The organism is Nonomuraea mesophila (assembly GCF_004352805.1).
Lineage (GTDB): Bacteria > Actinomycetota > Actinomycetes > Streptosporangiales > Streptosporangiaceae > Nonomuraea > Nonomuraea longispora.
In genome coordinates this window covers 1-26,324 of record NZ_SMLD01000064.1, presented here as the reverse complement: position 1 = coordinate 26,324, position 26,324 = coordinate 1, and the positions used below count along the sequence as shown (strand labels likewise).

Below are 26,324 nucleotides of genomic sequence, written 5' to 3'. Positions count from 1 at the left end.
GCCCGGCTAGCGGGCGGAATAGCCGGCCAGGCCATTGATCATGAGGTGCACGGCCGTGTCGAAGGTGTGGGCCGTCTCTTCGGGGTCGTCCGGCACGTGGCCGTGGAGCTCGGTGGTGATCAGCCCGGTGACGAACGCGTGCAGGACGTCGCTGGTCCGCCGCAGCTCGGGCTCCGGCACCCCGGCCATGCGCAGGATGCGGTAGAGGGTCGCCCAGATCGCCAGCGTACGGTCCTCGATCACTTCCCGGTGGGCGTGCAGATAGGTCCACATGGCCGGGTGGCTGCGCGCGTGCCGGTAGTAGGCCACGGCGAGGGCCCGGAGCTGGTCCTGCCAGGGGGTTCCGTTGTCCTCCGGCAGGTGCACGCGCTGCTGGATCGTGCCGCAGATCAGCCGGATCAGCGCGTCCTTGCTCGCCACGTGGTGGTAGAGCGACATCGGGTTGACGTCCAGCTCGGCGGCCAGCTTGCGCATGGACAACGCCTCCACGCCGCCCTCGTCGATCAGGCGAAGTGCCGTCGAGCTGATCTCCTCCAGGGTCAGAGGCGTCCCTCTGCGCGCGCTCACAGCCATACGCCGTATGGTAGCGTCCGCCATACGGTGTATGGCTACTCAAGGGAGCTCTTATGGCACGCATCCCCGCCCCTCCGGGCCTTCCCGTCGTGGGCAACACGCTGCAGATCCCCTCGCACGCCCCGGTCGAGCACTTCGTCAAGCTCGCCTCCCAGTACGACGAGGGCATCTACCGGCTCGAGATCGCCGGTCGCACCCTGGTCCTCGTGTACGACCCGGACCTGGTGGCGGAGGTGTGCGACGAGAGCAGGTTCGTCAAGCGCATCGGCCCGCCGCTGTCGATCGTGCGCGACTTCGCCGGGGACGGACTGTTCACCGCCGACCATGACGAACCCGTCTGGGGACAGGCGCACCGCATCCTGATGCCGGCGTTCAGCCAGCGCTCGATGAAGGCGTACTACCCGCAGATGCTGGAGATCGCCGAGGAGCTCGTCGCCTCGTGGGCCGGCCGCCAGGGGGAGGACCTGCACGTCGCCGACGACATGACCCGGCTCACCCTGGACACGATCTCGCTCACCGGGTTCGGTTACCGCTTCCACTCCTTCGACTCGCCCGAACTGCACCCGTTCCTCAAGGCCATGGGCGGCGCGCTGACCGAGGCCATGCTCCGCAACCAGCAGCTCCCGTTCGTCACCAGACTGCAGCGCAAGCGCGAGGAGAGCTACCGGCGCGACATCGCCACCATGCACGACCTCGTCGACGAGGTCATCAGGCAGCGCCGCGCCGAGGCCGTCACCGGCTCGAAGGACCTGCTCGGGCTCATGATGGAGGCGTCCGACCCGCGCAGCGGCGCCCGCCTGTCCGACGAGAACATCCGCAACCAGGTCCTCACCTTCCTCATCGCCGGGCACGAGACCACCAGCGGCCTGCTCTCCTTCGCGCTGTACAACCTCCTGCGCGAGCCTCACACCCTGGCCCGCGCGTACGATGAGGTGGACCGGCTGCTGCCGGACGACGAGCCGCCGGCGTACGAGACGATCATGAAGCTCGACGTGATCCCCCGCATCCTGGAGGAGACGCTGCGCGTCTGGTCGCCGATCCCGCTGTTCGGCCTGACCCCGGTCGAGACCACCACCACGCTCGGTGACTACGCCCTGCCCGAAGGCGCCAGGCTCGGCGTGCTGCTGCCGGCGTTGCACCGCCATCCCGGGGCGTGGGACCGGCCCGGCGAGTTCGACATCGACCGCTGGCTGCCCGAGCAGCGCAAGGCACACCACCCGGCGGCGTACAAGCCGTTCGGGAACGGCGAGCGGGCCTGCATCGGCCGCCAGTTCGCGCTCACCGAGGCCAGGCTCGCCCTGGCGCTGGTCCTGCGGCGCTTCGCCCTGTCCGACCCGAGCGTCTACCGCATGAAGATCAAGCAGATGCTCACCCTCAAGCCCGACGGCTTCACGCTCAGGGTCCGTGAGCGCCGCGCCCACGAGCGGACCGTCGTGGCCGTGCCCGACGTGGGCGAGAGCGAGCAGCAGGACATCGCCGTCACCGGCGTGCCGCTCACCGTCGCCTACGGCTCCAACCTCGGCACCAGCGCCGACATCGCCGAACGGCTGGCCGAGCGGGCCGGGCGGGCCGGCTTCGCCACCACGCTGACCTCGCTCGACGAGCTGACGCCGCCGGCCGGGGGCCTGCTCGTCGTGGTCGCCTCCTCCTACAACGGCAAGGCACCCGACAACGCCCAGCGCTTCGACGCGCTCGAGTCGCTGCCCGACCTGTCCGGGGTGCGGCTGGCCGTGCTCGGGTGCGGCAACACGCAGTGGCCCACCTACCAGGAGTTCCCGAGGCGGGCGTACGAGAAGCTGACGGCGGCGGGCGCCGTGCCCCTGGTCGAGCGCGGCGAGGCCGACACGGACGGCGACTTCGACGGCGACGTGTCGGCCTGGACGGCGCGGTTGTGGGAGGCGCTGGCCGAGGAGTACAGCGCGCCCACGGCCGGTGTGGGCCCCCGCTACGAGATGGAGGTGCTCGCCGAGACCGAGGTCAGGCCGGCGGTCGTCTCCGAACGGGCCTTCCCGTTGACCGTCGTCTCCACCGAGGAGCTGACCGGCGACCCCGCCGGGCTCTGGGACTTCTCGGTCGAGGCGCCCCGCCCCGGCGTGCGCTCCGTCGTGGCCAGGCTGCCCGAAGGCGTCACGTACACCGCGGGCGACCACGTGGCCGTCTTCGCCAAGAACGACCCCGAGCTGGTCGAGTGGGCACTCGGTCGGCTGCGCGTCCCCCGCGACCAGGTCGTACGGCTGCGCGCCGCCGGAGCCACCCACCTGCCCGTCGGCACGCCGGTCACGGCCGGCCTGCTGCTGACCGAGTTCGCGGAGCTGCAGGAGGTGGCCACCAGGTCCGACCTGGAGGCGCTGGCCGCGCACACCGCCTGCCCGTGGACCCGCGGCCAGATCGCCGAGCTGACCGCGAACTACGCCGACGAGATCCTCGCCAAGCGGGTCTCCCCGCTGGCCCTGCTCGAGCGTTTCCCCGCGATAGAGCTGCCGCTGCCCGCCTTCCTGGAGATGGCCGGGCCGATCAGGCCGCGCTACTACTCGGTGTCCTCCTCGCCGCTGGACGATCCCGGGCTCGTACGGCTCACCGTCGGCCTGGTCGAGGGGCCCGCCTGGTCCGGCTCGGGCACCTACCACGGCATGTGCTCGGCGTACCTGGCCGGGCTGGAGGAGGGCGACGTCTTCTACGGCTACGTGCGGGTCCCCGCGCCGCCCTTCCGGCTGCCCGCCGACCCGGCCACGCCCGTGATCCTCGTCGGGCCCGGCACCGGGTTCGCGCCGCTGCGCGGCTTCCTGGAGGAGCGGGCGCTGAGCGGCGCGTCCGGGCGGGCCGCGGTGTTCACCGGCTGCCGTCACCCGGACCACGACCAGCTCTACGCGGGCGAGCTGGCCGCCTGGGCGGCGTCGGACACGGTGACCGTGCACGCCGCGTACTCCGCGGTGCCGGGGCATCCGTACCGGTTCGTCCAGGACGCCGTCGCCGCGCGCGCGGACGAGGTGTGGGAGCTGCTGGACCAGGGCGCCCACGTCTACGTCTGCGGCGACGGCCTGCGGATGGCGCCGGCCGTGCGGCAGGCGCTGCTGGACGTCCACCGGCGGGCGACCGGCCGCGACGGCGCGGGGTGGCTGGCCGGGCTGGAGGCGGACGGCCGTTACCAGCAGGACGTCTTCGCCTGACGCCCGTCCCAAGCGGGGCCCTGGTCAGCAGAACGTGGTGTCCAGGGCCTTCTGCAGGGCGTCGGCGGGGGTCGCCCCGCTGTACGGGTTGCCGGACAGCACCAGCGTGCGGCCGTCGTCCGAGCGCAGCGCGTACGTGAGGTAGCCGAAGATGGCGCCGCTGTGGCCGTAGAGGCTCTTGCCGCACGTCGTGCCGAACTTCTGCAGGCCGAGCCCGTAGTCGAGGCCATCGCCCGCCGGCCGGGTGGCGCGCATCTGCTTGAGCCCGGACGCGCTGGTCAGCTTGCCGCCCAGCAGGGCGTCGAGGAAGCGGGACAGGTCGGCCGTGGTCGAGATCATCTCGCCGGCGCCGTACTCCAAGGAGGGGTTGATCCGGGTGGCGTCCACCATCTTGCCCTTGTGGAGGACGTAGCCGCGGGCGTGCGGCCGGGGCACCGTCTGGCGGTGGCCCGGCAGGGACGTGTGGGTCAGGCGGAGGGGACGCAGGATCCTGGAGGTGATCGCGTCGGCGTACGGGCGGCCCGTCAGCTTCTCGATCAGCATGGCGGCCACCACGTAGTTGGTGTTGGAGTAGCGCCGGCCCTGGCCCGGCTTGAAGTAGGGCGGCTTGGACAGCCCGACGGCCAGCAGTTCCTCCGGCGTCTGGTCGTAGCGCGACTCGACCGGCCGGAAGTCGCGCAGCGACCAGCCGGGGATGCCCGCGCCCGCGTAGTCGAACAGCCCGCTGCTGTGGCCGAGCAACTGCCGCACCGTGATCGGGCTGCCCTCGGGCAAGGCGCCGGGCAGGTGCTTGGAGACGCGGTCGTCGAGCTTCAGCTTGCCCTCGTCGGCCAGTTGCAGCGCGACGGTGGCCACGAACGTCTTGGTCACGCTGCCGATGCGGAAGTGGCCCGCGGGGTCGGCCGGCTTGCGCGAGGTCGTGTCGCGGTAGCCGGCGGCGGCCGTCCAGTCCTTGCCCTGGTCACTGACCCTGACCAGGGCCGCCGACAGGGCCTTGGTCTTCACCAGGTTGTCGAGCTGCCGTTCGAGGGATTCCAGTCGGTCGTCATTGGGCGTGAGTGAGGTGAGAACAAGTGAAAGAGCGGCGATCTTGAGGGAAATCATGGGGACGACTGTAGAAATGAGGGGAAGACCGGGCCATGCGGTGCGCCATACGATGACCTGCGGAAAACCGCACCACCCTTTATCGACAATCCGGACTTAACGCTGCATGCTGGGATATAAACCGCAGCATGTGCGACACATCCGTGGAACATGGTCGAAATGTCGCCACGGCACTGTGGAAACCCTTGGAAAGGGAGGCGCGATGCTGCTGCGACTGAGGGTGTCCCTACCCGACAGACCGGGCGGTCTGGGGCAGGTCGCCAAGGCGCTGGGAGCGCTGGGGGCCGACATCCTGCAGGTCGTCGTGCTCGAACGCGAGTGCGGCCGGGCTGTGGACGACTTCACCGTCTCATGGCCGGGGCCGATCACCCCGTGCGAAGCGCGCGAGCGGCTGTCCTCCATGCCCGGCGTACGCGTCGAGGGGGTCTGGCAGACCAGGGAGATGCCGGGATCCGCTCCCGACTACGATCTGCTGACGCACGTCGCGGCCGAGCCGGCACGGGGGTTCGCCACGCTGGTCGACGCGCTGCCCGGGCTGTGCGGAGCGGAATGGTCGGTGGCCGTGGCCGACGGCGCCGTACGGCACGCCTCGCTGGCCGCACCCGCCGAGTTCGACCCCCCGGACCGCCCGCCGCGGGCCATCACCGTCGACGCCCGCGAACTGCGGCTCATGGTGCTGCCGGTGGTCACCCAGGGCCTGCACGTGGTGATCGCCAGGCCCGGCGGGCCGGTGTTCCACCGCGCCGAGGTGGAGCGCGCCGCGCGCATCGTGGACGTGGTCGCCACGCTCGCCGCCCGCCACGCCTCGGTACGCGCGGGTGATTGACCGGGCAATCACGTCGTCACTAACGTGAACGCGTCGACCGGTGTGAACAGGAGCCGCCCTTGACCGTTCACGAGCCCAGCATCGGCCGCTACTACGAGGACTTCACCGTCGGGGACGTCTACCAGCACCCCATGGGCCGCACCATCAGCGAGGCCGACAACACCTGGTTCACGCTCCTGACCATGAACACCAACCAGAACCACTTCAACGCCCACTTCGCCGCCCAGGCGCCCACCGGCAAGATCATCGTGAACTCCGGCCTGACCGTGGCCATCGTGCTCGGCCTCTCCGTCATCGACGTCAGCCAGACCGCGATCATGAATCTCGGCTGGGAGGGCATCCGGCTCACCCACCCGGTGTTCGTCGGCGACACCGTCTACGCCGAGTCGAAGGTCACCGCCAGACGCGAGTCGCGATCGCGCCCGTACGCGGGCATCGTCACCTGCTACACGCGCGGGCTCAACCAGGACGGCGACGAGATCATGTCGTGGACGCGCACCGTCATGGTCTACAAGCGTGACGCCCCGCACGACAAGCACTACTTCCCGCAGGCCAGGACCGGCCCCCTCTGACGACGGATCGGACGCCATGGACTTCGAGCTGACGGACGAGCAGAAGGCGTTCCGCGAGAGCCTGCGGGCGTTCGTGGACAAGGAGATCCTGCCGGTGGCCACCGAGTGGGAGCACTCCGGCAGATACCCGGCCGAGATCATCGGCAAGATGAAGCAGATGGGGCTGTTCGGCCTCAGCGTGCCCGAGGAGTACGGCGGGATGGGCGCCGACATGGTCTCCCTCGCCCTCGTCTTCGAGGAGATCGCACGCGGCTGGATGGGCGTGGCGGGCACCATCGGCTCCCACTCGCTGGCCTGCTGGATGATCGCCCGCCACGGCACCGAGGAGCAGAAGGAACGCCACCTGCCCGACCTGGCCGGCGGCGTGCGCCGTACCGCGATCGCGCTCACCGAACCGGGCGCCGGCACCGACCTGCAGGGCATCCAGACCCGCGCCGTACGCGACGGCGACCACTACGTCGTGACCGGCACCAAGACGTGGATCACCAACGCCCGGCACGCCGACCCGCTGCCCGTGCTCGTCAAGACCTCGGCCGAGGATCCGGCGCACAAAGGCATGTCGGTGCTGCTCGTCGACCCGTCCACGCCGGGCTTCAGCATCGGCCGTGACCTGCCCAAGCTCGGCTACAAGGGCACCGAGACGTGCGAGGTGGTGCTCGACGCGGTGCGCGTGCCGGTGTCCTGCCTGCTCGGAGGCGTCGAAGGGCGCGGGATGCAGCAGGTGCTCGGCGGGCTGGAGATCGGCCGGATCAACATCGCGGCCCGCGCCGTCGGCGTCGCCCAGGCCGCCTACGACGCGGCGCTCGGCTACGCCCGCGAACGCACCGCCTTCGGGCAGCCGATCGCCGGCTTCCAGGCCATCCAGCTCAAGCTCGCCGACATGGCCACCGAGATCCAGGCCGCCCGCCTGCTCACCTACTGGGCGGCCGCGCGGGCCGACAGGGGAGAGCGGGTGGACATGGAGGCGGGCATGGCGAAGTACTTCGCCTCGGAGGTGGCGCTGAAGGCGTCGCTGGAGTCGATGCGCGTCCACGGCGGCTACGGCTACTCGCAGGAGTACGTCGTCGAACGGCTCTACCGGGACGCGCCGCTCATGGCCATCGGGGAGGGCACCAACGACATCCAGCGCATGGTGATCGCCCGCGCGCTCGTCTCCGGCAAGGGCCGCCTCGGCTGGTGACACGGGCCGCTTTTCCAGGGATTCCGCGCACTGCGAAACCCGTGCGGGCGGCATCACCCGGCCCGTTACGGGTAGGTTGGTGCGGGTGTCCGCAGCCGCCTTCGCCTCCGCGTCCCCTCGCCCGCTTCCCTCCACCAGGCTTGCCTGGCTGGACGCCCTGAGGGGCATTGGCGCGCTGGCGGTGGTGGCCGAACACATGCTGCCCTGGTTCATGCCCCAGCTACGGCCCTACTGGTTCAACATCGGCGTCTACGGCATCCTGGTGTTCTTCCTGGTCAGCGGTTACATCATCCCCGTCTCCCTCGAACGTCACGGCGACGTGCGCGCGTTCTGGTTCAGCCGGTTCTTCCGCCTCTATCCGCTCTACCTCGCCGTCATCGCCATGGTGCTGGCCCTCGCCTGGTGGGTGCCGGTGCGCGAGGCCGTCCCGCGCGACGTGAGTGCCGTGGCCGCACACGCGACCATGCTGCTCGACGTCGTCGGCGTCGGGGGCGTGGCCGACACGATGTGGACGCTGTCGTACGAGATGGTGTTCTACCTGCTGGTCACGGCGCTCTTCCTGCTCAGGGGCCACGGCTACAGCGGGGTGCTGGCGATGGTGTTCGCGGCCGGCGCCGTCGTCGTCGGCCTGGTGACGTCGGGGGCGCTCATGGTGGGCGTCTGGCCGGCGTACGTGTCGTGCGCGGTGTTCGTGGTCGGGCTGGCGTGCGTCATCACGGGCAGGTTCCGCACCACCGCCGCCTGCGTGCTCGGGGTGATGGCGCTGCTGCTGCTGGTGCTGAGCAGCCGGGTTCCGTGGCTGGGCGTGGCGGTGGTCGCGGTGATGTTCGCCGGCACGGCCATCCACCGCTGGGAGCGCGGCGACGGGCGGCTGTGGCCGGTCGCGGTCACCACGGCGCTGGTCGTGATCGCGCCCCTGTGGGCCGTCACCAGTGGCTGGTGGTGGGTGCAGGGCGACGTGTGGCTGACCACGATCGTGCTGACCGGCCTGACGTTCGCCGGCGGCATGGCGCTGCGCGGGCGGCGGCTGCCCAGGGTGCTCACCTGGCTCGGGCTGATCAGCTATTCGCTCTATCTGGTGCACCATCCGCTGCTGAAGTATTTCGTGGCGGTCGCCGGCGACCTGCGCCAGGCGGACCTGCCGGTGCAGATGGGCATGACCGTGCTGGTCATGATCCTGATCCTGGCCGGCAGCGCGCTGACCTACCGTTTCGTCGAGAAGCCCATGCAGGAGCTCGGCCGGCGCCTGTCAGGCAGGGGCGGCCACCGGCTCGAGAGCCCGGGCGAGGCCGGGGTGCAGCCGGAGCACCCGCGCGACGACGGGGTCCTCGGCGAGCAGGAAGGCGAGGTGCCTGACGGCGTGCGCGACCACGTTGGCCGCAGTGACCCGGTCAGGTGACGGGGTCGCGGGCGCCGGGCCTCGCGCGATCTCCAGCACGGGCACCTCGACCGCCGGCAGCCACGGCTCCGGATCGGGGCACACCACGTAGGTCAGGACGATCTCGCCGCCCGGCTCGTGGCGCCAGCTCGTGGAGTGCACGACGGTGGCCGGATCCGCGGCGGCGACCCCGCTGAGCCGCCGGGCGGCCTCGTCGGGGCTTTCGCCGTGCTCCGGATGGGTACGTGCATGCCGGTAGGACCAGCGATTGCCGGAGTTCACCCTGAGCATCAGCGTCTCCACCGAGACCACGTGTCTTCCCGTCACCGCCACCAACTTACTGCCATTCACATGCAGGTACGTCCCATGCGCATTCGTGCTCCGCTCTTGAACAACCCGGCCGGCCCGGCTGTGATCGATGAGGTGCGAGAGAGGAGCCGACAGGCATGCCCGGTTCGCTGGTGCTGATGGGGTCGGGGGAGACGAGCCCGACCATGGTCGAGGTCCACCGTGCCGCGGCGCGGACGCTGCGCGCCGGGGCGCGGGCCGTGCTGCTCGACACCCCCTACGCCTTCCAGGAGAACCGCGCCGACATCTCCACCCGCGCCTGCCGCTACTTCGCCCGCAGCGTCGGCCTCGACGTCGAGGTGTCGGCCGGCGTCACCGGCGCCGACTGGGTGTTCTCCGGTCCCGGCAGCCCCACCTACGCACTCGAGCGGTGGGACGGCTCAGGCGTGGCCGGCGACCTGCGGGCCCGGGTGCGGGCCCGCCAGGGGGTGACCGTGCTCGCCTCGGCGGCGGCCTGCACGGCGGGCCTGGCCACCGTACCGGTCTACGAGATCTACAAAGCGGGCGCCGACCCCCACTGGCGCGCGGGGCTCGACCTGCTGGAGCCGCTCGGCCTGCGGGCCGTGGTGATCCCCCACTTCGACAACGCCGAGGGCGGCACCCACGACACCCGCTACTGCTACCTCGGCGAACGCCGGCTCTCCCGCATGGAACGCGAGTTGCCGCCCGGCACCGCGGTGCTCGGCCTCGACGAGCACACGGCGCTCGTCATCGACCTCGGGAACGAGTCCGCGCACGTCGCCGGCAGGGGCGGCCTGACCGTCCGGCGGCCGGGTTCGCGCGTCACCCTGCCCGCCGGCACCCGTACCGGCCTCGCCGAGTTGCGGCGCCTGGCCGAGGGCCGCGCGGGCGCGACCGTCCCGCCGCCGCCCGTCCCCGGGCCCGCCGTCGCGCCCGCCGGGGCGACGCTGGAGGAGACCGCCCACGCGTGCGAGCAGCGTTTCAACGCCGCCATGGCCGGGCCCGACATGGTGGCCGCCGCGCAGGCCGTGCTCGACCTGGAGGCCGAGATCGTCAAGTGGGCCGCCGACACGGAGGAGGACGCCGGCGGCGTCGAGCAGGCCAGGGAGCTGATGCGGCTGCTCATCGCCCGGCTCGGCGAACCGGCCGCGACCGCCCGCCTGCGCGCCCTGGGCCTGAGCGCCCTGGTGGAGCCGCTGCTCGCGCTGCGCGCCCGGCTGCGCGACGAGGGCCGCTACGAGTTCGCCGACACCCTGCGTACGGCGCTGCTCGAAGGCGGCGTGGTCGTGGAGGACACCCCCGACGGCCCTCGCTGGACCCCCGCCTCCTGAAGGGCGCGGCGTTCTAGCGGCGCGGAGGGTCGATGCGGGCGCCGTCCAAGGTGAAGATCATGACGCGGCTGAGGTCCACGCCGACCTTGGCGGGGTCGCCGGCACGCCAGACAGGGTGGTTGCCCAGCCGTACGATGAGGTCGGAACGGCGGTGGACGCCGCTGTTGGGGTGCTGGCCCACCCGTTCCTGCTCCTGGTGCTGCTCCGGCTGCGAGAACAGCCGCTTGACCAGCCCGGCCAGCCGGCCCGACCCGTTCTTCGAGCCGTTGAGGCGGCGGGCCGGGTCCGGCGGCTCGGGCACCGGGGCGAACGACATCCCCGACTCCAGGTACGCCAGCCACTCGTGCCCGTGATATTCCAGCGCCCGCACCCGCCCGTAGAACGAGGGCCCGTCGTAGCTCTCCGGCACCGGCGCCAGCCCGTCGGGCCGCAGGCCGACCAGCACCTGCCCGCCGGTGTGCTGGGAGATCGCGTACGCCCTGGGATCGCTCCACGGCATCGTCAGCCGGTGGGGGCCGAAGTCGAGCATGACGTACTGGTTCTGCGGCGTCCTGACCGTGGCCGCCAGAAGGTTCAACTGCTGGGAGTTGAGGAAGGCGGCCACGAAGGCCGTGGCTGGATCGTTGTAAATCTGGGCCGGGGTACCGACGTCCTGGAGGACGCCGCGGTTGAGAATGGCGATCCTGTCGGCCAGGGTCAGGGCCTCCACCTGGTCGTGCGTCACGTAGATCGTGGTGACGCCCAGCGATCTGACCAGGGCCGAGATCTCCATGCGCAGCTCGGTGCGCATGCCGGCGTCGAGGTTCGACAGGGGCTCGTCCATGAGGAACAACTTGGGCTGCCGGACGATCGCCCGGCCCATCGCGACGCGCTGGCGCTGGCCGCCGGAGAGGGTGCCGGGGCGGCGTTCGAGCGTCTCGTCGATGTGCAGCGCCTTGGACAGCTCGGTGACGCGCTCACGCACCATCGCCGGGTCCGACTTGGCGATCTCCAGGGGAAAGGCGATATTGCCGCGTACGGTCCTGTGCGGGTATAAGGCGCCGTTCTGGAACACCATGGCCACGTCACGGTCGCGCGGGGCGAGGTGGTTGGCCATCTGGCCGTCGAGCCAGAGCTCCCCTTCGGTGATCTCCTCCAGGCCGGCGATCATCCGGAGCAGGGTGGACTTCCCGCACCCGGAGGGGCCGAGCAGGACGAGGAACTCGCCGGCTTCCGCCCGCAGGCTGAGGCGGTCGACTGCGAGGTAGTCGCCCGGATACACCTTGGTCACTTTGTCGAGAACGACCGAGCTCATGGGCCCACACCTTGCGCGCGTGTCACCTGTGACGGGGGCTGATTGATGAGGTAGTACATCGCGCCTTAACGGTACATGTCCACCCTTGATGTAAAGAATCTCGTTCGAATGCGTTTCGGTCGGGGGTTATGGGCATCCGTAGGCCTTGTTTTCCGGTTGTTAGGGGTGTGGAAGGGCTTGCGCAAGCTTGCGGAAAGAGCTTTCATGGTCGAAACGTACCGGGGGAGACTATGACCGCATGGTGGCGTGACGCCGTGATCTACCAGGTATACGTACGCAGCTTCGCCGACGGCGACGGAGACGGAGTCGGCGACCTGATCGGTGTTCGCGATCGCCTGCCGTATCTGGCCCGGCTCGGCGTCGACGCCCTGTGGCTGACGCCGTTCTACACCTCGCCCATGGCCGACTTCGGCTATGACGTGGCCGACTACCGCGACGTCGACCCGCTGTTCGGGACGCTCGCGGACGCCAAGGCGCTCATCGACGAGGTGCACGCCCTGGGACTGCGGATGATCGTCGACATCGTCCCCAACCACACCTCGGCGGCCCACCCCTGGTTCCGGCAGGCGCTGCTCGGCGAGGGGCGTGACCGCTACATCTTCCGCGACCGGCCGAACGACTGGGAGTCGATCTTCGGCGGGCCGGCGTGGACCCGGGTCGAGGACGGGCAGTGGTACCTCCACCTGTTCGACCCCTCCCAGCCCGATCTCAACTGGGACAACGACGAGGTGCGCGGGGAGTTCGAGTCGATCCTGCGGTTCTGGCTCGACCTCGGCGTCGACGGCTTCCGGGTGGACGTGGCGCACGGCATGGTCAAGCCGGAGGGTCTGCCCGACATCGGCCGCGGCGGCCAGGCCACGCTGGTCGGCCGGGAGCCGGTGCCGTTCTTCGACAACGACGGCGTCCACGAGATCCACCGTTCATGGCGGCGCGTGCTCGACTCCTACCCCGGGGAGCGGATCGGCGTGGCCGAGGCGTGGGCCCCCACCCCCGAGCGGCTGGCCCGCTACGTGCGCCCGGACGAGCTGCACCAGGCGTTCAACTTCCACTACCTGTTCGCCCCCTGGGACGCCGCCGAACTGCGCGCGGTGATCGACACCTCCCTCGCCACGGCCGGCTCCGTCGGCGCCCCCACCACCTGGGTGCTGTCGAACCACGACGTCAAGCGGCACGTCACCCGCTACGGCAGCCTGGCCAGGGCCCGCGCCGCCGCGCTGCTCACGCTCGCGCTGCCCGGCTCTGCCTACGTCTACCAGGGCGAGGAACTGGGCCTGCCCGAGGTGCTCGACCTGCCGGAGGAGCTGTGCCAGGACCCGCAGCGGTTGCGCGACCCCGACAGCGGGCGCGACGGCTGCCGCGTCCCGTTGCCGTGGACGCGCACGTCCGGCTGGACCCGCCCGTGGCTGCCCATCCCCGAGGAGTGGGCGGAGCTGAGCGTGGAGGCCCAGCAGGGCGTGGCCGGCTCGACACTGGAGCTGTACCGTACGGCGCTGCGGCTGCGGCGCGACCTCGGCGGGGAGCTGACCTGGCGCGACTCGCCCGAGGGCACGCTCGTCTTCTCCAGGGGACCGTTCGTCTGCACGGTCAACCTCACCGCCGGCCCGGTGGACTTCGAGGTCGACGGCGAGCTGCTGCTGGCCTCCGACGTCCCCGGCGCACCCGATTCCGCGGCCTGGTGGAAAGTAAAGTGTGAGGCATGAATGGTCACGCTCGCCTAGCCGACATCGCCGCCCAGGCCGGGGTGAGTGAGGCCACGGTCAGCCGGGTGCTCAACGGCAAACCCGGCGTCTCGGCCGCCACCCGCCAGGCGGTCATGGCGGCGCTCGACCTCATGGGCTACGAGCGCCCGTCCCGGCTGCGGCAGCGCAGCAACGGCCTGATCGGCCTGGTGACGCCCGAGCTGGACAACCCGATCTTCCCCGCGTTCGCCCAGGCCATCGAGAAGGCGCTGACCCAGCACGGCTACACGCCGGTGTTGTGCACGCAGCTGCCGGGCGGAGCCCCTGAGGACGAGTTCACCGAGCTGCTGGTGGACCGCGGGGTCAGCGGCATCGTGTTCGTGTCGGGGCTGCACGCCGACACCACCGCGCGGATGGACCGCTACACCCGCCTCACCGACCGCGGGCTGCCGATCGTGCTGGTCGACGGCTACAGCGAGCACATCGACGCCCCCTTCATCTCGCCCGACGACCGCCTGGCCGCCCGGCTGGCCGTGCAGCACCTCGTCGACCTGGGCCACGAGCGCATCGGCATCGCGCTCGGGCCCCACCGGTTCGTCCCCGTGATCAGGAAGATCGAGGGCTACAAGCAGGCCATGGCGCAACTGCTCGCCACCTCCGACGTCGACGAGCTGATCGCCCACTCACTGTTCTCCGTCGAGGGCGGACAGGCGGCCGCCACGCAGCTGCTGGCCCGCGGCTGCACCGGCATGGTGTGCGCGAGCGACCTGATGGCGCTGGGCGCGATCCGCGCCTGCCGGCAGAAGGGCCTGTCGGTTCCGGCGGAGGTGTCCGTGGTGGGGTTCGACGACTCGCCGCTGATCGCGTTCACCGACCCGCCGCTGACCACCGTACGCAAACCGATCGGCGCGATGGCCTCGGCGGCCGTGCAGACGCTGCTCGAAGAGGTCAACGGCGCCGCCCCCAGACACGTCGAGCTGATCTTCCAGCCGGAGCTCGTCGTCCGCGGCTCCACCGGCTCCGGCCCCCTGGTCAACCGGTGAACCGCGACCTTCTCGTCCTCGGCGGCGCCGGGGTCGACACCACGGTCTACGTGCCCGGGCTGCCGCTGCCCTACCGCGACACCTACCACGTGCCGCCGGTCGTGGACCGGATCGGCAACACCGGCGCCGGCGTGGCGCTGGGCTGCCACGCGCTCGGCCTCACGGTCGCCTTCGCCGACCTGATCGGCGACGACCCGCAGGGCGCGCTGGTCCGCCGGGCCCTGGGCGCGCTCGAGTGCCGCTGGGGCCGCGCGGAGGCGGGCACCCGGCGCAGCGTCCTGCTCGTGGGCCCCGACGGCCGCCGCACCTCGCTCCACGACGCGAAGGTCACGCCGGGGGAGCGCCTGCCGCGCGAGCTCTACGCGGACGTACGTCCCCGGCACGTGCACGTGTCGATCATGGACTTCTGCCGCCACGCCCTCGGCGACTTCGACGGCGTCCCGATCTCCACCGACCTGCACGACTGGGACGGCGCCTCCGACCACCACAAGGACTTCGCCTACCGCGCCGACCTCGTGTTCCTGTCGGAGGCCGCGCTGCCCGACCCGGCCGCCGCCATGCGCGACCTCATCGCGCGAGGGCGCGCCCGCACGGTCGTGTGCACGCGCGGCGCCCGTGGTTGCCTCGTCCTGACGCGCGACGGCGGTGTGCGCGCCTTCCCCGCCGAGCCGCTCCCCGGGCCCGTGGCCGACAGCAACGGCGCGGGCGACGCGTTCGTCTCGGGCTTCCTGTACGGCACGGTGCGGGGCAGGCCGCTGGAGGAGTGCGTACGACTGGGGGCGATCGCCGGCGCGCACGCCTGCACGGTCGCCGGCACGCACGAGTCCCCGATCAGGGAGCCGCTGCTGCTCGCGAGGGCCGCCGCTCGGTAATGTGATAGTACGATTGAGTCGTGCTCGATCTCGTACGCGGCGTCTCGCCGGTCCTGGAGGTGCCCTTCCACGACGACGGCGCCCTCGATCCCGACGGCTTCGTCACCGTGGCCGGCGAGGTGCTGGCCACGGGCGTCACCTCGGTCATGTTCCCCGGCTTCGCCGGCGAGGTGCACAAGCTCGACGACGCCGAGCGGGAGCTGCTCACCGGCCTGCTCCTCGACATCACCCGCCCCCGCGACGACGTGGCCGCGATCGTCTCGATCCCCGACCACGCCACCTACCACGCCGTCGCGCGGGCCGTACGCACCGCCGAGCGGGGCGCCGACGCGATCAACCTGCTGCCGCCGCACTTCCTCGGCCCCTCGCGTGAGGCCGTGCTGGCACACGTCCGCGCGGTGCTGTCCGCGGTGGCGCCGCTGCCGGTCGTCCTGCAGTACGCTCCGGCGCAGACCGGCACCGCGCTCGACGCCGGCACCCTGCACCGGCTGGCCGCCGAGCACCCCAACCTGCGCTGGGTGAAGGTCGAGTCGGCGCCGCCCGGCCGGCTGGTCGCGGCGCTGGCGGAGGGGGAGCGGCCACTGCCCGCCCTGGTCGGCTACGCCGGGCTGCACCTGCCCGACGCGCTGCGCCGCGGCGCCGCGGGCGTGCAGCCGGGCTGCTCGTTCACCGACCTCTACGTCGAGTTGTGGCGGCGATGGGAGAGCGGCGACGAGGCGGGCGCGCTGGCACTGCACACCCGCATGCTGCCCTACCTGTCCTACTGGATGCAGGGCGTGGAGCTGATCGTCGCCGCGGAGAAGGAGATCTCGCGCCGCCGCGGCTGGATCGGCTCGGCCCACTGCCGCGCCCCCGGCCACCGGCTCGACGCGGAGGAACACCGGATGATCGACCGGTTCGTCGCGGAGTTCGCGCTGGCGCCGGCATGACGGCCGGCCGGCGCTCAGCCCCTCCGGCGACCCCGCTGACGGGGAGCGGCATGGAACTGCAGGGCCTGCACGGGCAGGTGGTCGACAGGATCGGCGGCGCGCTCGCGGCGGGGGAGCTGCGCGCCGGCGAGGTGCTGCGGCTGGAAGACGTCCAGGAGCGCTATTCCGTCTCGCGCACGGTCGCCCGCGAGGCCGTACGCGTGCTGGAGTCCAAGCGGGTGGTCACCAGCCGTCCGCGCGTCGGCGTCACCGTGCGCCCGATGAGCGCCTGGAACCTCTACGACCCCCAGGTGATCCGGTGGCGGCTCGCCTCGCCGGGGCGGGCGGCGCAGCTGCGTGAGCTGGCCGAGCTGCGCGCCGCGGTCGAGCCCGCCGCCGCGGCGCTGGCCGCCGGGCTCGCGGGGCAGGCCGTGCGGCGGGAGCTGATCGCCCACGCGCAGGCCCTGACCAGCGCGGCGCGCGACGGCGACAGCGAGGGGCTGGTGGTGGCCGACGCGGCCTTCCACCGGGTGCTGCTCGCCGCGTCGGGCAACGGCATGTTCGCCCAGCTCGCGGAGGTGACCGAGGAGCTGCTCAAGGCCCGGCGCGATCAGCTGCTGCTGCCCGAGCGGCTCGACACGGCCGCCGTACGGCGCCACCTCGACGTGGCCGAGGCCGTCGCGGCGGGCCGCAGGGCCGAGGCGGCCGAAGCGGTGCGCTCGATCGTGGAGTCCGCCCGCGACGAGGTCGAACACCTGCTCGACGGCGCTTAGGCGGGGTCCCGCTCGGCCTTGGCAGCGGTCTCGGCGGCCAGCCGTCCAGGGGCCGTGAACGGTCCCGACGCCATCGCCACGGCCGCCGCGAGGAACATGGCCCCGGCGATGACGAGCAGCGGCGCGTCGAACGAGCCCGTGGCCTCCTTGACCACCCCGATGAGCGGCGTGACGGCCAGGCCCGCGATGTTGGCGACGGAGTTGATGAGCGCCACCCCGGCCGCCGCGGCCACACCCGTCATGAACGACGTGGCGCTGCCCCACAACGCGGGCACGGCCGACCACGCGGCCCCCGTGGACAGCGCCAGCAGCGCGAACCCGAGCACGCCCGGCCCGGCCAGCACGCTGCCCACCAGCATCACCCCGGAGGCCGCCATCGGCACCGCCATGTGCAGCGCGTGCCTGCCCCGCCGGTCGACGCCACGCGCCACGAGCACCATCGCCACCACCGCCAGCGCGTACGGCACCGCGGTCAGCAGCGCGGTCACGAAGTCGCTCGGCTCGCCGAACCCGCCCTGGATCACCTGGGGCATCCACAGGGTCAGCCCGATGCTGTTGAAGGAGTACAGGAAGAAGAACAGCGCCAGCAGCAGCACCCCGGGGCTGGCCAGCGCCTGCCGTACGGAGATCGCCCGCTGCCCGTCGATCTCCGCCTGCTCGCGCGCGAGCCGCTCGACCAGCCACGTACGCCCGCGCTCCGGCAGCCACCCGGCCTCGCGCGGCTCGTCGGTGAGGAACCGCAGCACCACGAACCCGAGCAGGACGGCGGGCAGCCCTTCGACGACGAACAGCCACTGCCAGCCGGCCACGTCGAGGAACCCGTCCATCTTCATGATAAAACCGCTGATGGGCGCACCGATGACCGTGGCCAGCGCGGCGCCGACGTAGAAGCGGCCCATCGCGCGGCCCCGGTGGCTGGCGGGGAACCAGCGGGCCAGGTACCAGATGATGCCCGGGGTGAAGCCGGCCTCGGCGGCTCCGAGCAGCAGCCGTACGATGATGAACGACTTCTCGCCCTGCACCAGGGCCATGCAGGCCGACACGATCCCCCAGCTGATCATGATGCGCGCGATCCAGCGGCGCGCGCCGATCCTGGCCAGCACGATGTTGCTGGGGATCTCGAAGATCACGTACGTGACGAAGAACATGCTGACCCCGAGCCCGAACTGCGCGGCGGTCAGGCCGATCGCCTCGTTCATGCTCAGGGCGGCGACCGAGACGTTCGACCGGTCGATGTAGGCCACGATGTAGCAGACGATGATCAGCGGCATCAGGCGGCCGGTCACCCGGCGCATGGTCTCTCGCTCCAGATCGCCGACGCTCATCCCGTGACCTCCTGTGCAATATATGCACACTGTGAACCAATGGTGCTACCATTACCCTGCTGCAGGGATTCCGGTCGTGTCAACACCGCTGTAAAGGGCAGGGCTTATGTCGCAGACCGTGAGCAGGGCGACCACGATCCTCCAGCTGGCGTGCGGCGGCCCGCGCAGCCTCGCGGAGATCGGCGACCGGCTCGGCGTGCACCGCACCACCGCCCTGCGCCTGCTCCACACCCTCGCCGAGGCCGGGCTCGTCCGGCGGCTGCCCGACGGCACATGGGGCGCCGGGCACGGGCTCACCGCGCTGGCGGCGCGCGCCGGCGGCCAGTTCGGGCTGCGCGACCTCGCCCACCCGCACCTCGCCGCGCTGCAGGAGGAGACGGGCCACACCGTCCACCTGGCCGCCCTGCGGGAGAGCACCATCGTCTACGTGGACAAGATCTCGCCACCCGGCCCGGCGCGCATGTACGCCCGCATCGGGCGGCCCGTCCCCCTCCACACCGCGGGCGTGAGCAAGGCCATCCTCGCCCACCTGCCCCCCGCCCACGCCGACGAGGTGCTGGAGGGCTGGGAGTTCACCCCGCACACTCCCGCTACGCTGACCACCAGGGCCGCGCTCGACCAGGAGCTGCGGGCCGTGCGCGAACGGGGGTGGGCGGCCGATGACGGCGAGTTCGAGGAGTTCGTCCACTGCGTGGCCGTGCCCGTGCGCAACGCCTTCGGCGACGTGACCGCGGCGGTCTCGCTCACCGCGCTGCGCGCCCAGGCCGGCCGCGCCGCCCTGCACGCCCTGCTGCCGCCGGTGATCCGGTGCGCCGCGGCCATCTCTGAGCAACTCGGTTACCAGGAGGACCCACCATGACCGTCGCCGTCCACGTCGGCCCCGAGCCCGTGCCCGTCCTCGTCGAGGCCGTGGAGCGGGCGGGCGGCAAGGTCGTACCCCTGGAGCAGGCCGAGGCGATCGTCTACTACGGCAGCGACGACCCCGCGCAGATCCGCGCCATGATGCACGGCGGCATCCGCTGGGTGCAGTTGCCGCACGCGGGCGTCGAACGCTGGGCCGACGCCGGGGTCATCACCGAGCAGCCGGTCTTCACCGCCGCCGCCGGCGCCTACGGCCCGGCCGTGGCCGAGCACGCGCTGGCCATGATGCTGGCGGCGGCGCGGGGGCTGCACCGGCACGCCAGGGCCACCTCGTGGGGTCCCAACACCTCGAAGGAGTTCGCCGGCTCGACCGTCTCCATCGTCGGCTACGGCGGCATCGGGCGGGCGCTCATGCGGATGCTGGAGCCGTTCGGCTGCCGCGTCCTCGCGGTCACCGACAGGGGAGAGGCGCCGGGCGCGGCCCTGATCGTGCCGCGCGACCGCTTCCGCGAGACGCTGCCCGAGGCCGACTACGTGGTCGTCGCCGCTCCCGCCACGCCGCAGACCCGGGGGATGTTCGGGGCGCGCGAGTTCAGCCTCATGCGCTCGGACGCGTGGCTGGTCAACGTCGCGCGGGGCGGGCTCGTCGTGACCGGCGACCTGGTGGACGCGCTGCGCGAGGGCCGCATCGGCGGCGCCGCCCTCGACGTCACCGACCCCGAACCGCTGCCGGACGGGCATCCGCTGTGGGAGCTCGACAACGTCCTGATCACGCCCCACTGCGCCAACCCGCGCGACGCCTACTGGCACGGCCTGGCCGAACGCGTCACCGCCAACGTACGCCGCTTCACCGAAGGCGCCCCCCTCGAAGGCGTCGTCTCCCCTGCCCAGGGCTTCTGACCGCCCGGGTCACCAGGCGCCCGGCCACGACGCCGCCCGCCACGCCAGGACGGGCGACCCGGCCGCCGCGCACCCACGCACAGTGACGCCGGACACGGAGTCGCTACGGCGGTGCGAGCGCTGCTCAGGCGCTCACGGCGCCGGCGCCGCGGCGGGCGCCGCTCGTCCCGCGTGACGTGTACGGGACGCGTCGGGCGGGCGGGTGTTACGGCGCGGTGGCGTCCGGCCGGTCGGGGAGGTTGATGCGGGCACCCGCACTCAGCCCCGAGTCGTGCACCTCGAGCCCCACGGGTGTGAGGTCCTTGGCCAGGTCGAACACCAGCGCGCCCGTGAACGTCCGCCCGGCCTCGATCCGGAACGGCGTGATCTCCTTGCCCGCCTTGTCGAGCAGCCGGGTGCCCGCGTGCAGCGCGTCGTCCTCGTCGATCAGCTTCTGCTGCCCCGGGTAGAGCACCCGGGCGTCAGGGCCGACGTTCTCGATCTTGACGCCGATCCGGCAGGCCCGTGTGGTCGCCGATTTGGCGGGCTTGCCGCATTTCGTGCTGGTCACGGCGAACTTCAGCTTGCCGTCCTGCACGGGCCCGTCCGCGCCGGACGCCGGCGGCGGGCGGAACACCCAGGCGAGTACGGCCACCAGCAGCACCAGCAGCACCGCCGCCACGACCAGGACGGTCAGGCAGCCGGCGAACACGCTGCGTTTGCGCTCCGGCGGCCGGTAGCCCGGCAGCGGGCCCTGCCCGGTCATCGCGCCGGTCATCGCTCCGGTCACCGCTCCGGTCACCGCTCCGGTCACCGCATGGTGCGGCGGCGCCTGGCTGCTTCGGCGGTGCGGCAGCGGCCCGTGCCCGGTGGCGAGCGGGCCGGTGTGCTCGGGGTGCGGCGTCTGCGGGCCGTGCGCGATAAACGGCATGGGCCCGGTCCGCTCGGGATGCGGCGGCCGGCTCTGTCCGGTCGGCGTGGGGCCGGTGCGTTCCGCGGGCGGTGGAGGGTGCGGGCTCCGGCCCGAGCCCGGTGTGGAGCCCGGTGTGGGGCCCGTCCGCTCGGCGGGCGGCACGTGGTGGGGGCCGCGACCGGAACCGGACGTCGGCCCGGTGCGTTCGGCGGGAGAAGGTTGCCTCGGCCGTCCCGCCGCACCGGGCAGGGGGCCGGGCCCTGTGCGCTCGTGGTGAGCCTGTTGCGGCGCACGGCCGTCAGGGTGCCGCGCCTGAGCCCCATGGCCCCCGGCGTCGTGCTGCGGGCCGCGCTGGGCTGCCTCCGGGTGCGGGCTTTGGTGGGTGGACTCCGGGTGCGGGGTGCGGTGAGGGGCCTCGGGATGGCGGTGCGGAGGGGGCGAACCGGGCGCGGCACGGTCGGGCGGCGGCCGGTGCGGCGCCCGCGGCATCAGCGGCCCGAACTCCGACGGGTTCCACGCGTTGGTCAGGTGCTTGGTCGCGGCCAGCTGCGCGGCCGGCTCGTCGGCCGCCTCCACCAGTTCCAGCAGCAGCTGCCTGGCCGCGGGCCGCCGCGCGGGGTCGGGGTGGATGGCCGCCGCCACCAGCCGGTCGAGCGGCGCCGGCAGCCCCCGGAGGTCGGGGGGCGCGGTGCGGGCCCTGGCCGCCATCACGTAGGCGTCGCCCTCGCCGAACGGATGCCCGCCGAGCCCCGCGTACGCGATGAGCGAGCCCCACGCGAACACGTCGCCCGCCGGGCTCGTACGCCCCTCGAAGACCTGCTCGGGAGCGATCCACCCGGGTGTGCCCATCACCATGCCGGCGTTGGTGTGCCGCGAGTTGACGTGCGAGGAACGGGCCAGGCCGAAGTCGATCACGCGCGGCCCCGCCAGCGTCAGCATCACGTTGGCCGGCTTGAGGTCGCGGTGGACCAGCCCTGCCGCGTGGATCGCGGTCAGCGCGGCGGCCACGCCGACGGCCGCCGCGTGCAGCACGGACGGCGACAGCGCGCCGTGCTCGATGAGGTGGTCCTCGAGGGAGATGCCGTCGATGTACTCGGTGACGAGATAGAGGCGGCCGCGGTCCTCGCCGTGGTCGAGCACCCGCGCCGTGCAGAACGACGCCACTTTGCGCGCGTTGGACACCTCTTCGTGGAAGCGCGCGCGGTAGACCGGGTCGGCGGTGAAGTCACGCCGGATCGCTTTGACCGCCACCCGTGACCCGTCGGCGGCCTGGGCGAGGTAGACCACCCCCATGCCGCCGGAGCCGAGACGGCTGAGCAGCTCATAAGGGCCGATCGCCGGCGGATCGTCCGGCTTCAACGGAGAGCCAGCGGAGCGCCCCAACGTCGCCGTCCTCTCGCCGTCGTCATCCCGTCTCAACCCGAACCGATCCTCCGCCCCGGCCGGTCGTCGTGCAGCGACCCGCACCGTTCCGCCGCACGGCATCCCGTTTGTACCCAAGACTCTAACGGAGGACGGGCCCGCTCGTTGGCGACTAGGCGTGAGCAGGCTTGCGGCGCGCGGGGCGCATCGTCACCCGCAGCCGCGCGAGATTGAGCGCGTAAGGCAGTGGCCGGTGCGGCGAGATGAGCCGCCCGACCGGCTTGGGACGTGAGGCGCGCAGGATGCCGGCCAGGAAGGCCGTGCCGACCGCCAGGGTCAGGTGCACACCCTCGCAGCCCGGCCGGGCCCACCACTCGCCGGCGGCGGTGCCGTCCTGCCAGATCTCGGGTGCGAAGGTGTTCGCGTACGGCAGGCGCGGGCTGCGCTGGTGGGCGACCATCGGCACGAGGACGGTGGTGCCCGCGGGCAGGGTGGCGCCGTACCAGGAGGTCTCTGTTGTGGTGATCCGGGTCAGCGCCGGCACGGGCGGCCACAGGCGCAGGCTCTCGCGCAGGCAGGCGCGCAGGTGGCAGGGGTCGGCGCGGGCCGCCTTGCGGTGCGCCGGGTGGGCGGCGAGCAGGGCGAGGGTCTGCATGAGGCCGGGCGCGGTCACCCCGAGCCCCATGAGCCAGAACGCGGCCTGCATGAGCCCGCGCGCCTCGGCCTGTCCGGGGTTCTCGGCGATCAGCCCGGCCAGGCTGCCGGGCTCGGCGCGGCGCAGGTGGTCGATGATCCGCGCGTCGTAGCGGCCCGACAGGAGCTGCTGGCGCCGCCTGGCCCGCAGCCGTCCCGCCCGCGTGAGGTCCGCCAGCAGCCGGGTCAGTTCCTCGTCCTCGGCCGCGCCGTCGCCGTAGACGCAGCGCCGGGCGACGCGCTGCCAGCAAGTGTCGAGCCGGGCGTAGTCCACCACGCCGTCGGTCAGTCCTTCGGCCTCCTCGCGGGCGATCTCGATGAACGCGGGGCGCAGCACGTCCGTCGGCAGGCCCAGCGGGCGGATCTCCACCGCCGGCGCGTACGCGTCGTCGTCCTCGGCCAGCACGCGCAGCGCGTCCCGCTTGGAGATGACCAGCAGCGCGGGGCCGCGCGTGCCGCGGACCAGGACGGGACGGCCGCCGTAGCGGGCTTCGAGCTCCATCAGCAGCGTGCGGGAGCGCAGCAGGTCGCGCCCGGAGGTGAGGTGCGGGGTGCCGGGCGGTACGAGGGCGGACCTGAGGCGCAGGCTCTCCAGGGCGGTGGCCCTGGGCAGCCCCCTAGGCACGTGCGGCTCCCCAGGATCCGGCCGGCGCCCGCGAATCCCGGGCCGTGTGGGCCCTGGGCCCTGGGCCCGCGGGCGCCTCCTGGATGGCCGGAGCGGGGAGGATGTTCATATCCCGATGTGATCGCCGCAGGTCTGCCTTCGCAATCTGGGGTTTCGGTCACCGGAACGCCTGCGGCTCCACGCGCCCGGGGTGTTCCGGTGACCGGAACGCCGGGGTGTCACGGCACACGCAGCGGTTCGGGGCAGGGGGAGAGCGCGGCCGAGATGGCCTGCGCCGCGCCGCGTACGGAGATGCCGAGCCGGGCGAGCTGGGCCGCGTGCGCGGGAGCTGCCACGCCGAGCGCCATGCAGACCGTGCCCGCGGGCCCGAACACCGGGGCGGCCACGCAGGCCACGCCGTCGGTGTACTCCTCCTGCGCGTACGCCACCCCGTGCCTGCGGACCTGGGCCAGCTCCCGCTCCAGCCCGGTCAGGGTGGTGACGGTGCGGCGCGTCCAGCGTTCGAAAGGGCCGCGGGCGATCAGCTCGTTGCGCAGCCGGGGATCGAAGGCCAGCAGCGCCTTGCCCGTGGCGGTGCAGTGCAGCGGCGCGCGGTCGGTGCCGTCGGAGCGTGAGCCGACGCGGTTGTGCCCGTAGAGGCGCTCGACGTAGCGGGCCTCCAGGCCGGCGGGCACGGCCAGGTTCACGGTCTGCCGGGTGGCCTCGTACAGGTAGAGCAGGTACGGGAGCACTACCGCGCGGGTTCCCGGCACGAGGGCGCGGGTGGTGCCGGCCATGGTCTCCAGCACCTCGCCGGGCACGTAGCCGTTGCCGACCCGCCGGGCCAGCCCGCGCGCGCACAACACGCCGAGGATGCGGTGCGCGGTCGACTTCGGCAGTCCTGTGCTGCGGCACAACTCCGCCAGGTTCGCCGGGCGGGAGGACGCGCTGAGCGCGAGGAGGATGTCGATCCCGCGCTCCAGGCTGCCCGGCTGCGACACTCTGCGGTCGTCGGTGACGGATCGCTCGTGACCGGCGGTCTGTGTCGGCATGACTGTCCTTTCGCTTTCCGAGGAGCGAAAGGGGCTTCCCGGAGTCGCTTTTGTGCATGCCTTGACCTACCCGGCTGACCGTGCGTTGATGCCCCGTCAACCCAGAGTGACGATCTTCGCGTAGCCAGCAGGGGTTTCGTGGCTCTTGCCCGGTCCGCGCGTCACCTCAGTGCGGCGGCCTCCGACGCGAGCTTCTCGACCCGGCCCCAGTCGCCCGCCGCCAGCGCGTCGGCGGGGGTCAGCCAGGTGCCGCCCACGCAGCCCACGTTCGGCAGCGCGAGATAACCGGCCGCCGTGTCGGCCCGGACGCCGCCCGTCGGGCAGAACCGCACGTCCGGCAGCGGCCCGCCCAGCGCCTTGACGTAAGGGACGCCGCCCGCGGCCTCGGCGGGGAAGAACTTGAGCTCCTTGACGCCGCGCTCGGCCAGCGCCATGGCCTCCGACACGGTGGCCACGCCGGGCAGGTAGGGGACGCCGCTCGCGTCCAGCGCCTCGACCAGCGACAGGGTGGTGCCCGGCGAGACCAGGAACCGGGCCCCAGCCGCCACCGATGCCGAAATATCAGCAGAAGTCCGGATCGTGCCGGCACCCACGGTCGCCTCGGGCACCTCGGCGGCGATCCTCGCGATCGCCTCACGGGCGACCGGCGTGCGCAGGGTCACCTCGATGACCGGCAGGCCACCGGCGACCAGCGCCCTGGCCAGCGGCACCGCGGTGTCCGCGTCGTCGATCACCACGACGGGGATCACCGGGGCGAGATCGAGCAGACTACTCATACGTTCTTCTCCTCGTCGGCCCCATCCGGGACCCTTCCGTACTGATATTTCCGGCCTGCGCCACGCAGGGATATGCCTCAACCCGCCGGTTCCCTGCGCGCACACTGGCTCAGCCAGGCCGCGGCGCCCGTCAGCGCCGGCTGCGGTGCGACGATCAGCGCCGTTCCGATCCCGGAGAGATAGTTCGCCATATCGGGATTGGCGGTGAACCGCGTACGGAACCCGCCGGCACACACGCGCTCCACCATACGGGGCAGCACTCCACCACCCAGGTAGACCCCGCCCCTCGCGCCCAGGGTGAGCGCCACGTTCCCGGCGAAGTTGCCCAGCAGCCCGCAGAACACCTCGACCGTCTCGGCGCACAGCGCGTCGTCGAGCCCGGCCACGATGTCCGAGGCGGTCAGCTCCGGCGCGGCGACCCCGTTCACCTGGGCCAGCGCCCGGTGCAACCGGACCAGGCCCGGCCCCGACAACACGTGCTCGGCCACGACGTGCGGCAACCCCTGCGACTGAAGGGCCCGTACGACCTCGAACTCGCGCCGTTCCACCACCGGCACCGTGACGTGCCCGCCCTCGCCCGGGATCGGCGTCCAGCCGTCCTCGGAAGGGACCAGCCCGCCCACGCCCAGCCCGGTGCCCGGCCCCAGCACGGCCTTGACCCCGTGGCCCAGCATGGGGCCGCCCAGGTGCACCAGGTCGTCGCCCTCCAGGTGCGGCAGCGACACGGCCAGCGCCTCGAAGTCGTTCAGCAGCCGCGCGTACGGGATGCCGAGCTCACGCACGGACCCGGCCCACGGCGCGTTCGTGAGCCGGTAGCGGTCATCGTCGATCGGCCCCGCCACGGCCAGGC

General features: G+C 72.4%; 22 protein-coding genes. 13 read left to right on the top strand and 9 right to left on the bottom strand.

What is annotated here, in order from left to right:
* Positions 1 to 6: 6 nt before the first annotated feature.
* Positions 7 to 573, bottom strand: coding sequence for a TetR/AcrR family transcriptional regulator (locus E1295_RS23730; RefSeq protein WP_166427376.1), 567 nt, complete (start codon positions 571 to 573; stop codon positions 7 to 9).
* Positions 574 to 626: 53 nt separating this feature from the next.
* On the opposite strand from E1295_RS23730, the gene E1295_RS23725 reads away from it, so the two are divergent.
* A complete protein-coding gene (locus tag E1295_RS23725) occupies positions 627 to 3,740 on the top strand; it encodes a bifunctional cytochrome P450/NADPH--P450 reductase (RefSeq protein ID WP_132632756.1) in 3,114 nt (1,037 codons plus the stop codon).
* A gap of 24 nt (positions 3,741 to 3,764) precedes the next feature.
* On the opposite strand, the gene E1295_RS23720 is transcribed toward E1295_RS23725, so the two are convergent.
* Positions 3,765 to 4,844 carry a serine hydrolase domain-containing protein gene (locus E1295_RS23720; protein WP_132632754.1) on the bottom strand — a complete coding sequence of 360 codons (1,080 nt, stop codon included), beginning with the start codon at positions 4,842 to 4,844 and terminating at the stop codon, positions 3,765 to 3,767.
* Positions 4,845 to 5,046: 202 nt separating this feature from the next.
* Here E1295_RS23720 and E1295_RS23715 point away from each other — a divergent pair, with 202 nt between their 5' ends.
* From E1295_RS23715 to E1295_RS23695, 5 genes are all read left to right on the top strand, one after another.
* A complete protein-coding gene (locus tag E1295_RS23715; protein ID WP_132632752.1) occupies positions 5,047 to 5,670 on the top strand; it encodes an ACT domain-containing protein in 624 nt (207 codons plus the stop codon).
* 59 nt (positions 5,671 to 5,729) lie between these two features.
* The gene (locus tag E1295_RS23710) at positions 5,730 to 6,242 is read left to right on the top strand and encodes a MaoC family dehydratase (protein ID WP_132632750.1); all 513 of its coding nucleotides are present in this window, start codon (positions 5,730 to 5,732) and stop codon (positions 6,240 to 6,242) included.
* A 16-nt stretch (positions 6,243 to 6,258) separates the two neighbouring features.
* Positions 6,259 to 7,422 carry an acyl-CoA dehydrogenase family protein gene (locus E1295_RS23705; RefSeq protein WP_132632748.1) on the top strand — a complete coding sequence of 388 codons (1,164 nt, stop codon included), beginning with the start codon at positions 6,259 to 6,261 and terminating at the stop codon, positions 7,420 to 7,422.
* Between the two features lie 85 nt (positions 7,423 to 7,507).
* Entirely contained in the window at positions 7,508 to 8,821 is a 1,314-nt protein-coding gene (locus E1295_RS23700) for an acyltransferase family protein (protein WP_246080277.1), read from the top strand.
* A gap of 425 nt (positions 8,822 to 9,246) precedes the next feature.
* Positions 9,247 to 10,440, top strand: coding sequence for a CysS/YqeB C-terminal domain-containing protein (locus E1295_RS23695; RefSeq protein ID WP_132632744.1), 1,194 nt, complete (start codon positions 9,247 to 9,249; stop codon positions 10,438 to 10,440).
* A 13-nt stretch (positions 10,441 to 10,453) separates the two neighbouring features.
* On the opposite strand, the gene E1295_RS23690 is transcribed toward E1295_RS23695, so the two are convergent.
* Complete coding sequence (locus tag E1295_RS23690; protein WP_132632742.1) at positions 10,454 to 11,734, bottom strand: ABC transporter ATP-binding protein; 1,281 nt, start codon at positions 11,732 to 11,734, stop codon at positions 10,454 to 10,456.
* A 230-nt stretch (positions 11,735 to 11,964) separates the two neighbouring features.
* Here E1295_RS23690 and E1295_RS23685 point away from each other — a divergent pair, with 230 nt between their 5' ends.
* Genes E1295_RS23685 through E1295_RS23665 form a run of 5 tightly spaced genes read left to right on the top strand, consistent with a single transcriptional unit; the run spans position 11,965 to position 17,009 of the window.
* Complete coding sequence (locus E1295_RS23685; protein ID WP_132632740.1) at positions 11,965 to 13,434, top strand: glycoside hydrolase family 13 protein; 1,470 nt, start codon at positions 11,965 to 11,967, stop codon at positions 13,432 to 13,434.
* Entirely contained in the window at positions 13,431 to 14,456 is a 1,026-nt protein-coding gene (locus E1295_RS23680) for a LacI family DNA-binding transcriptional regulator (RefSeq protein WP_132632738.1), read from the top strand. Before E1295_RS23685 ends, E1295_RS23680 begins: the two co-directional genes overlap by 4 nt.
* Positions 14,453 to 15,328 carry a carbohydrate kinase family protein gene (locus E1295_RS23675; protein WP_132632736.1) on the top strand — a complete coding sequence of 292 codons (876 nt, stop codon included), beginning with the start codon at positions 14,453 to 14,455 and terminating at the stop codon, positions 15,326 to 15,328. Before E1295_RS23680 ends, E1295_RS23675 begins: the two co-directional genes overlap by 4 nt.
* 20 nt (positions 15,329 to 15,348) lie before the next feature.
* On the top strand, positions 15,349 to 16,257 hold the full coding sequence (locus tag E1295_RS23670; RefSeq protein WP_132632734.1) for a dihydrodipicolinate synthase family protein: 909 nt from the start codon (positions 15,349 to 15,351) through the stop codon (positions 16,255 to 16,257).
* A 50-nt stretch (positions 16,258 to 16,307) separates the two neighbouring features.
* Complete coding sequence (locus tag E1295_RS23665; RefSeq protein WP_132632732.1) at positions 16,308 to 17,009, top strand: FadR/GntR family transcriptional regulator; 702 nt, start codon at positions 16,308 to 16,310, stop codon at positions 17,007 to 17,009.
* Here the strand turns inward: E1295_RS23665 and E1295_RS23660 are convergent.
* Positions 17,006 to 18,334 carry an MFS transporter gene (locus E1295_RS23660; RefSeq protein WP_132632730.1) on the bottom strand — a complete coding sequence of 443 codons (1,329 nt, stop codon included), beginning with the start codon at positions 18,332 to 18,334 and terminating at the stop codon, positions 17,006 to 17,008. The genes E1295_RS23665 and E1295_RS23660 overlap by 4 nt on opposite strands.
* Before the next feature lie 106 nt (positions 18,335 to 18,440).
* Between E1295_RS23660 and E1295_RS23655 the strand changes: the two genes are divergently transcribed.
* Together E1295_RS23655 and E1295_RS23650 are read left to right on the top strand one after the other, a co-directional pair.
* The gene (locus E1295_RS23655; protein WP_132632728.1) at positions 18,441 to 19,193 is read left to right on the top strand and encodes an IclR family transcriptional regulator; all 753 of its coding nucleotides are present in this window, start codon (positions 18,441 to 18,443) and stop codon (positions 19,191 to 19,193) included.
* Positions 19,190 to 20,095 carry a D-isomer specific 2-hydroxyacid dehydrogenase family protein gene (locus tag E1295_RS23650; RefSeq protein ID WP_132632726.1) on the top strand — a complete coding sequence of 302 codons (906 nt, stop codon included), beginning with the start codon at positions 19,190 to 19,192 and terminating at the stop codon, positions 20,093 to 20,095. Before E1295_RS23655 ends, E1295_RS23650 begins: the two co-directional genes overlap by 4 nt.
* A gap of 205 nt (positions 20,096 to 20,300) precedes the next feature.
* Here the strand turns inward: E1295_RS23650 and E1295_RS23645 are convergent, their stop codons facing one another.
* From E1295_RS23645 to E1295_RS23625, 5 genes are all read right to left on the bottom strand, one after another.
* The gene (locus E1295_RS23645) at positions 20,301 to 22,370 is read right to left on the bottom strand and encodes a serine/threonine-protein kinase (RefSeq protein WP_166427374.1); all 2,070 of its coding nucleotides are present in this window, start codon (positions 22,368 to 22,370) and stop codon (positions 20,301 to 20,303) included.
* A 151-nt stretch (positions 22,371 to 22,521) separates the two neighbouring features.
* The gene (locus E1295_RS23640; RefSeq protein ID WP_132632722.1) at positions 22,522 to 23,667 is read right to left on the bottom strand and encodes a cytochrome P450; all 1,146 of its coding nucleotides are present in this window, start codon (positions 23,665 to 23,667) and stop codon (positions 22,522 to 22,524) included.
* Between the two features lie 218 nt (positions 23,668 to 23,885).
* The gene (locus tag E1295_RS23635; RefSeq protein WP_132632720.1) at positions 23,886 to 24,698 is read right to left on the bottom strand and encodes an IclR family transcriptional regulator; all 813 of its coding nucleotides are present in this window, start codon (positions 24,696 to 24,698) and stop codon (positions 23,886 to 23,888) included.
* A 161-nt stretch (positions 24,699 to 24,859) separates the two neighbouring features.
* On the bottom strand, positions 24,860 to 25,474 hold the full coding sequence (gene eda / locus E1295_RS23630; protein WP_132632718.1) for a bifunctional 4-hydroxy-2-oxoglutarate aldolase/2-dehydro-3-deoxy-phosphogluconate aldolase: 615 nt from the start codon (positions 25,472 to 25,474) through the stop codon (positions 24,860 to 24,862).
* Positions 25,475 to 25,551: 77 nt separating this feature from the next.
* Positions 25,552 to 26,324, bottom strand: a 773-nt coding sequence (locus E1295_RS23625; protein WP_132632716.1) for a glucokinase, incomplete at its 5' end; no start/stop codon positions are given.

Coding starts and splice junctions, on each gene's coding strand:
- E1295_RS23730 (WP_166427376.1), bottom strand. CDS start 573: ATGGCTGTGAGCGCGCGCAGAGGGACGCCTCTGACCCTGGAGGAGATC.
- E1295_RS23725 (WP_132632756.1), top strand. CDS start 627: ATGGCACGCATCCCCGCCCCTCCGGGCCTTCCCGTCGTGGGCAACACG.
- E1295_RS23720 (WP_132632754.1), bottom strand. CDS start 4,844: ATGATTTCCCTCAAGATCGCCGCTCTTTCACTTGTTCTCACCTCACTC.
- E1295_RS23715 (WP_132632752.1), top strand. CDS start 5,047: ATGCTGCTGCGACTGAGGGTGTCCCTACCCGACAGACCGGGCGGTCTG.
- E1295_RS23705 (WP_132632748.1), top strand. CDS start 6,259: ATGGACTTCGAGCTGACGGACGAGCAGAAGGCGTTCCGCGAGAGCCTG.
- E1295_RS23695 (WP_132632744.1), top strand. CDS start 9,247: ATGCCCGGTTCGCTGGTGCTGATGGGGTCGGGGGAGACGAGCCCGACC.
- E1295_RS23690 (WP_132632742.1), bottom strand. CDS start 11,734: ATGAGCTCGGTCGTTCTCGACAAAGTGACCAAGGTGTATCCGGGCGAC.
- E1295_RS23685 (WP_132632740.1), top strand. CDS start 11,965: ATGACCGCATGGTGGCGTGACGCCGTGATCTACCAGGTATACGTACGC.
- E1295_RS23680 (WP_132632738.1), top strand. CDS start 13,431: ATGAATGGTCACGCTCGCCTAGCCGACATCGCCGCCCAGGCCGGGGTG.
- E1295_RS23665 (WP_132632732.1), top strand. CDS start 16,308: ATGGAACTGCAGGGCCTGCACGGGCAGGTGGTCGACAGGATCGGCGGC.
- E1295_RS23660 (WP_132632730.1), bottom strand. CDS start 18,334: ATGAGCGTCGGCGATCTGGAGCGAGAGACCATGCGCCGGGTGACCGGC.
- E1295_RS23655 (WP_132632728.1), top strand. CDS start 18,441: ATGTCGCAGACCGTGAGCAGGGCGACCACGATCCTCCAGCTGGCGTGC.
- E1295_RS23650 (WP_132632726.1), top strand. CDS start 19,190: ATGACCGTCGCCGTCCACGTCGGCCCCGAGCCCGTGCCCGTCCTCGTC.
- E1295_RS23635 (WP_132632720.1), bottom strand. CDS start 24,698: ATGCCGACACAGACCGCCGGTCACGAGCGATCCGTCACCGACGACCGC.
- eda (WP_132632718.1), bottom strand. CDS start 25,474: ATGAGTAGTCTGCTCGATCTCGCCCCGGTGATCCCCGTCGTGGTGATC.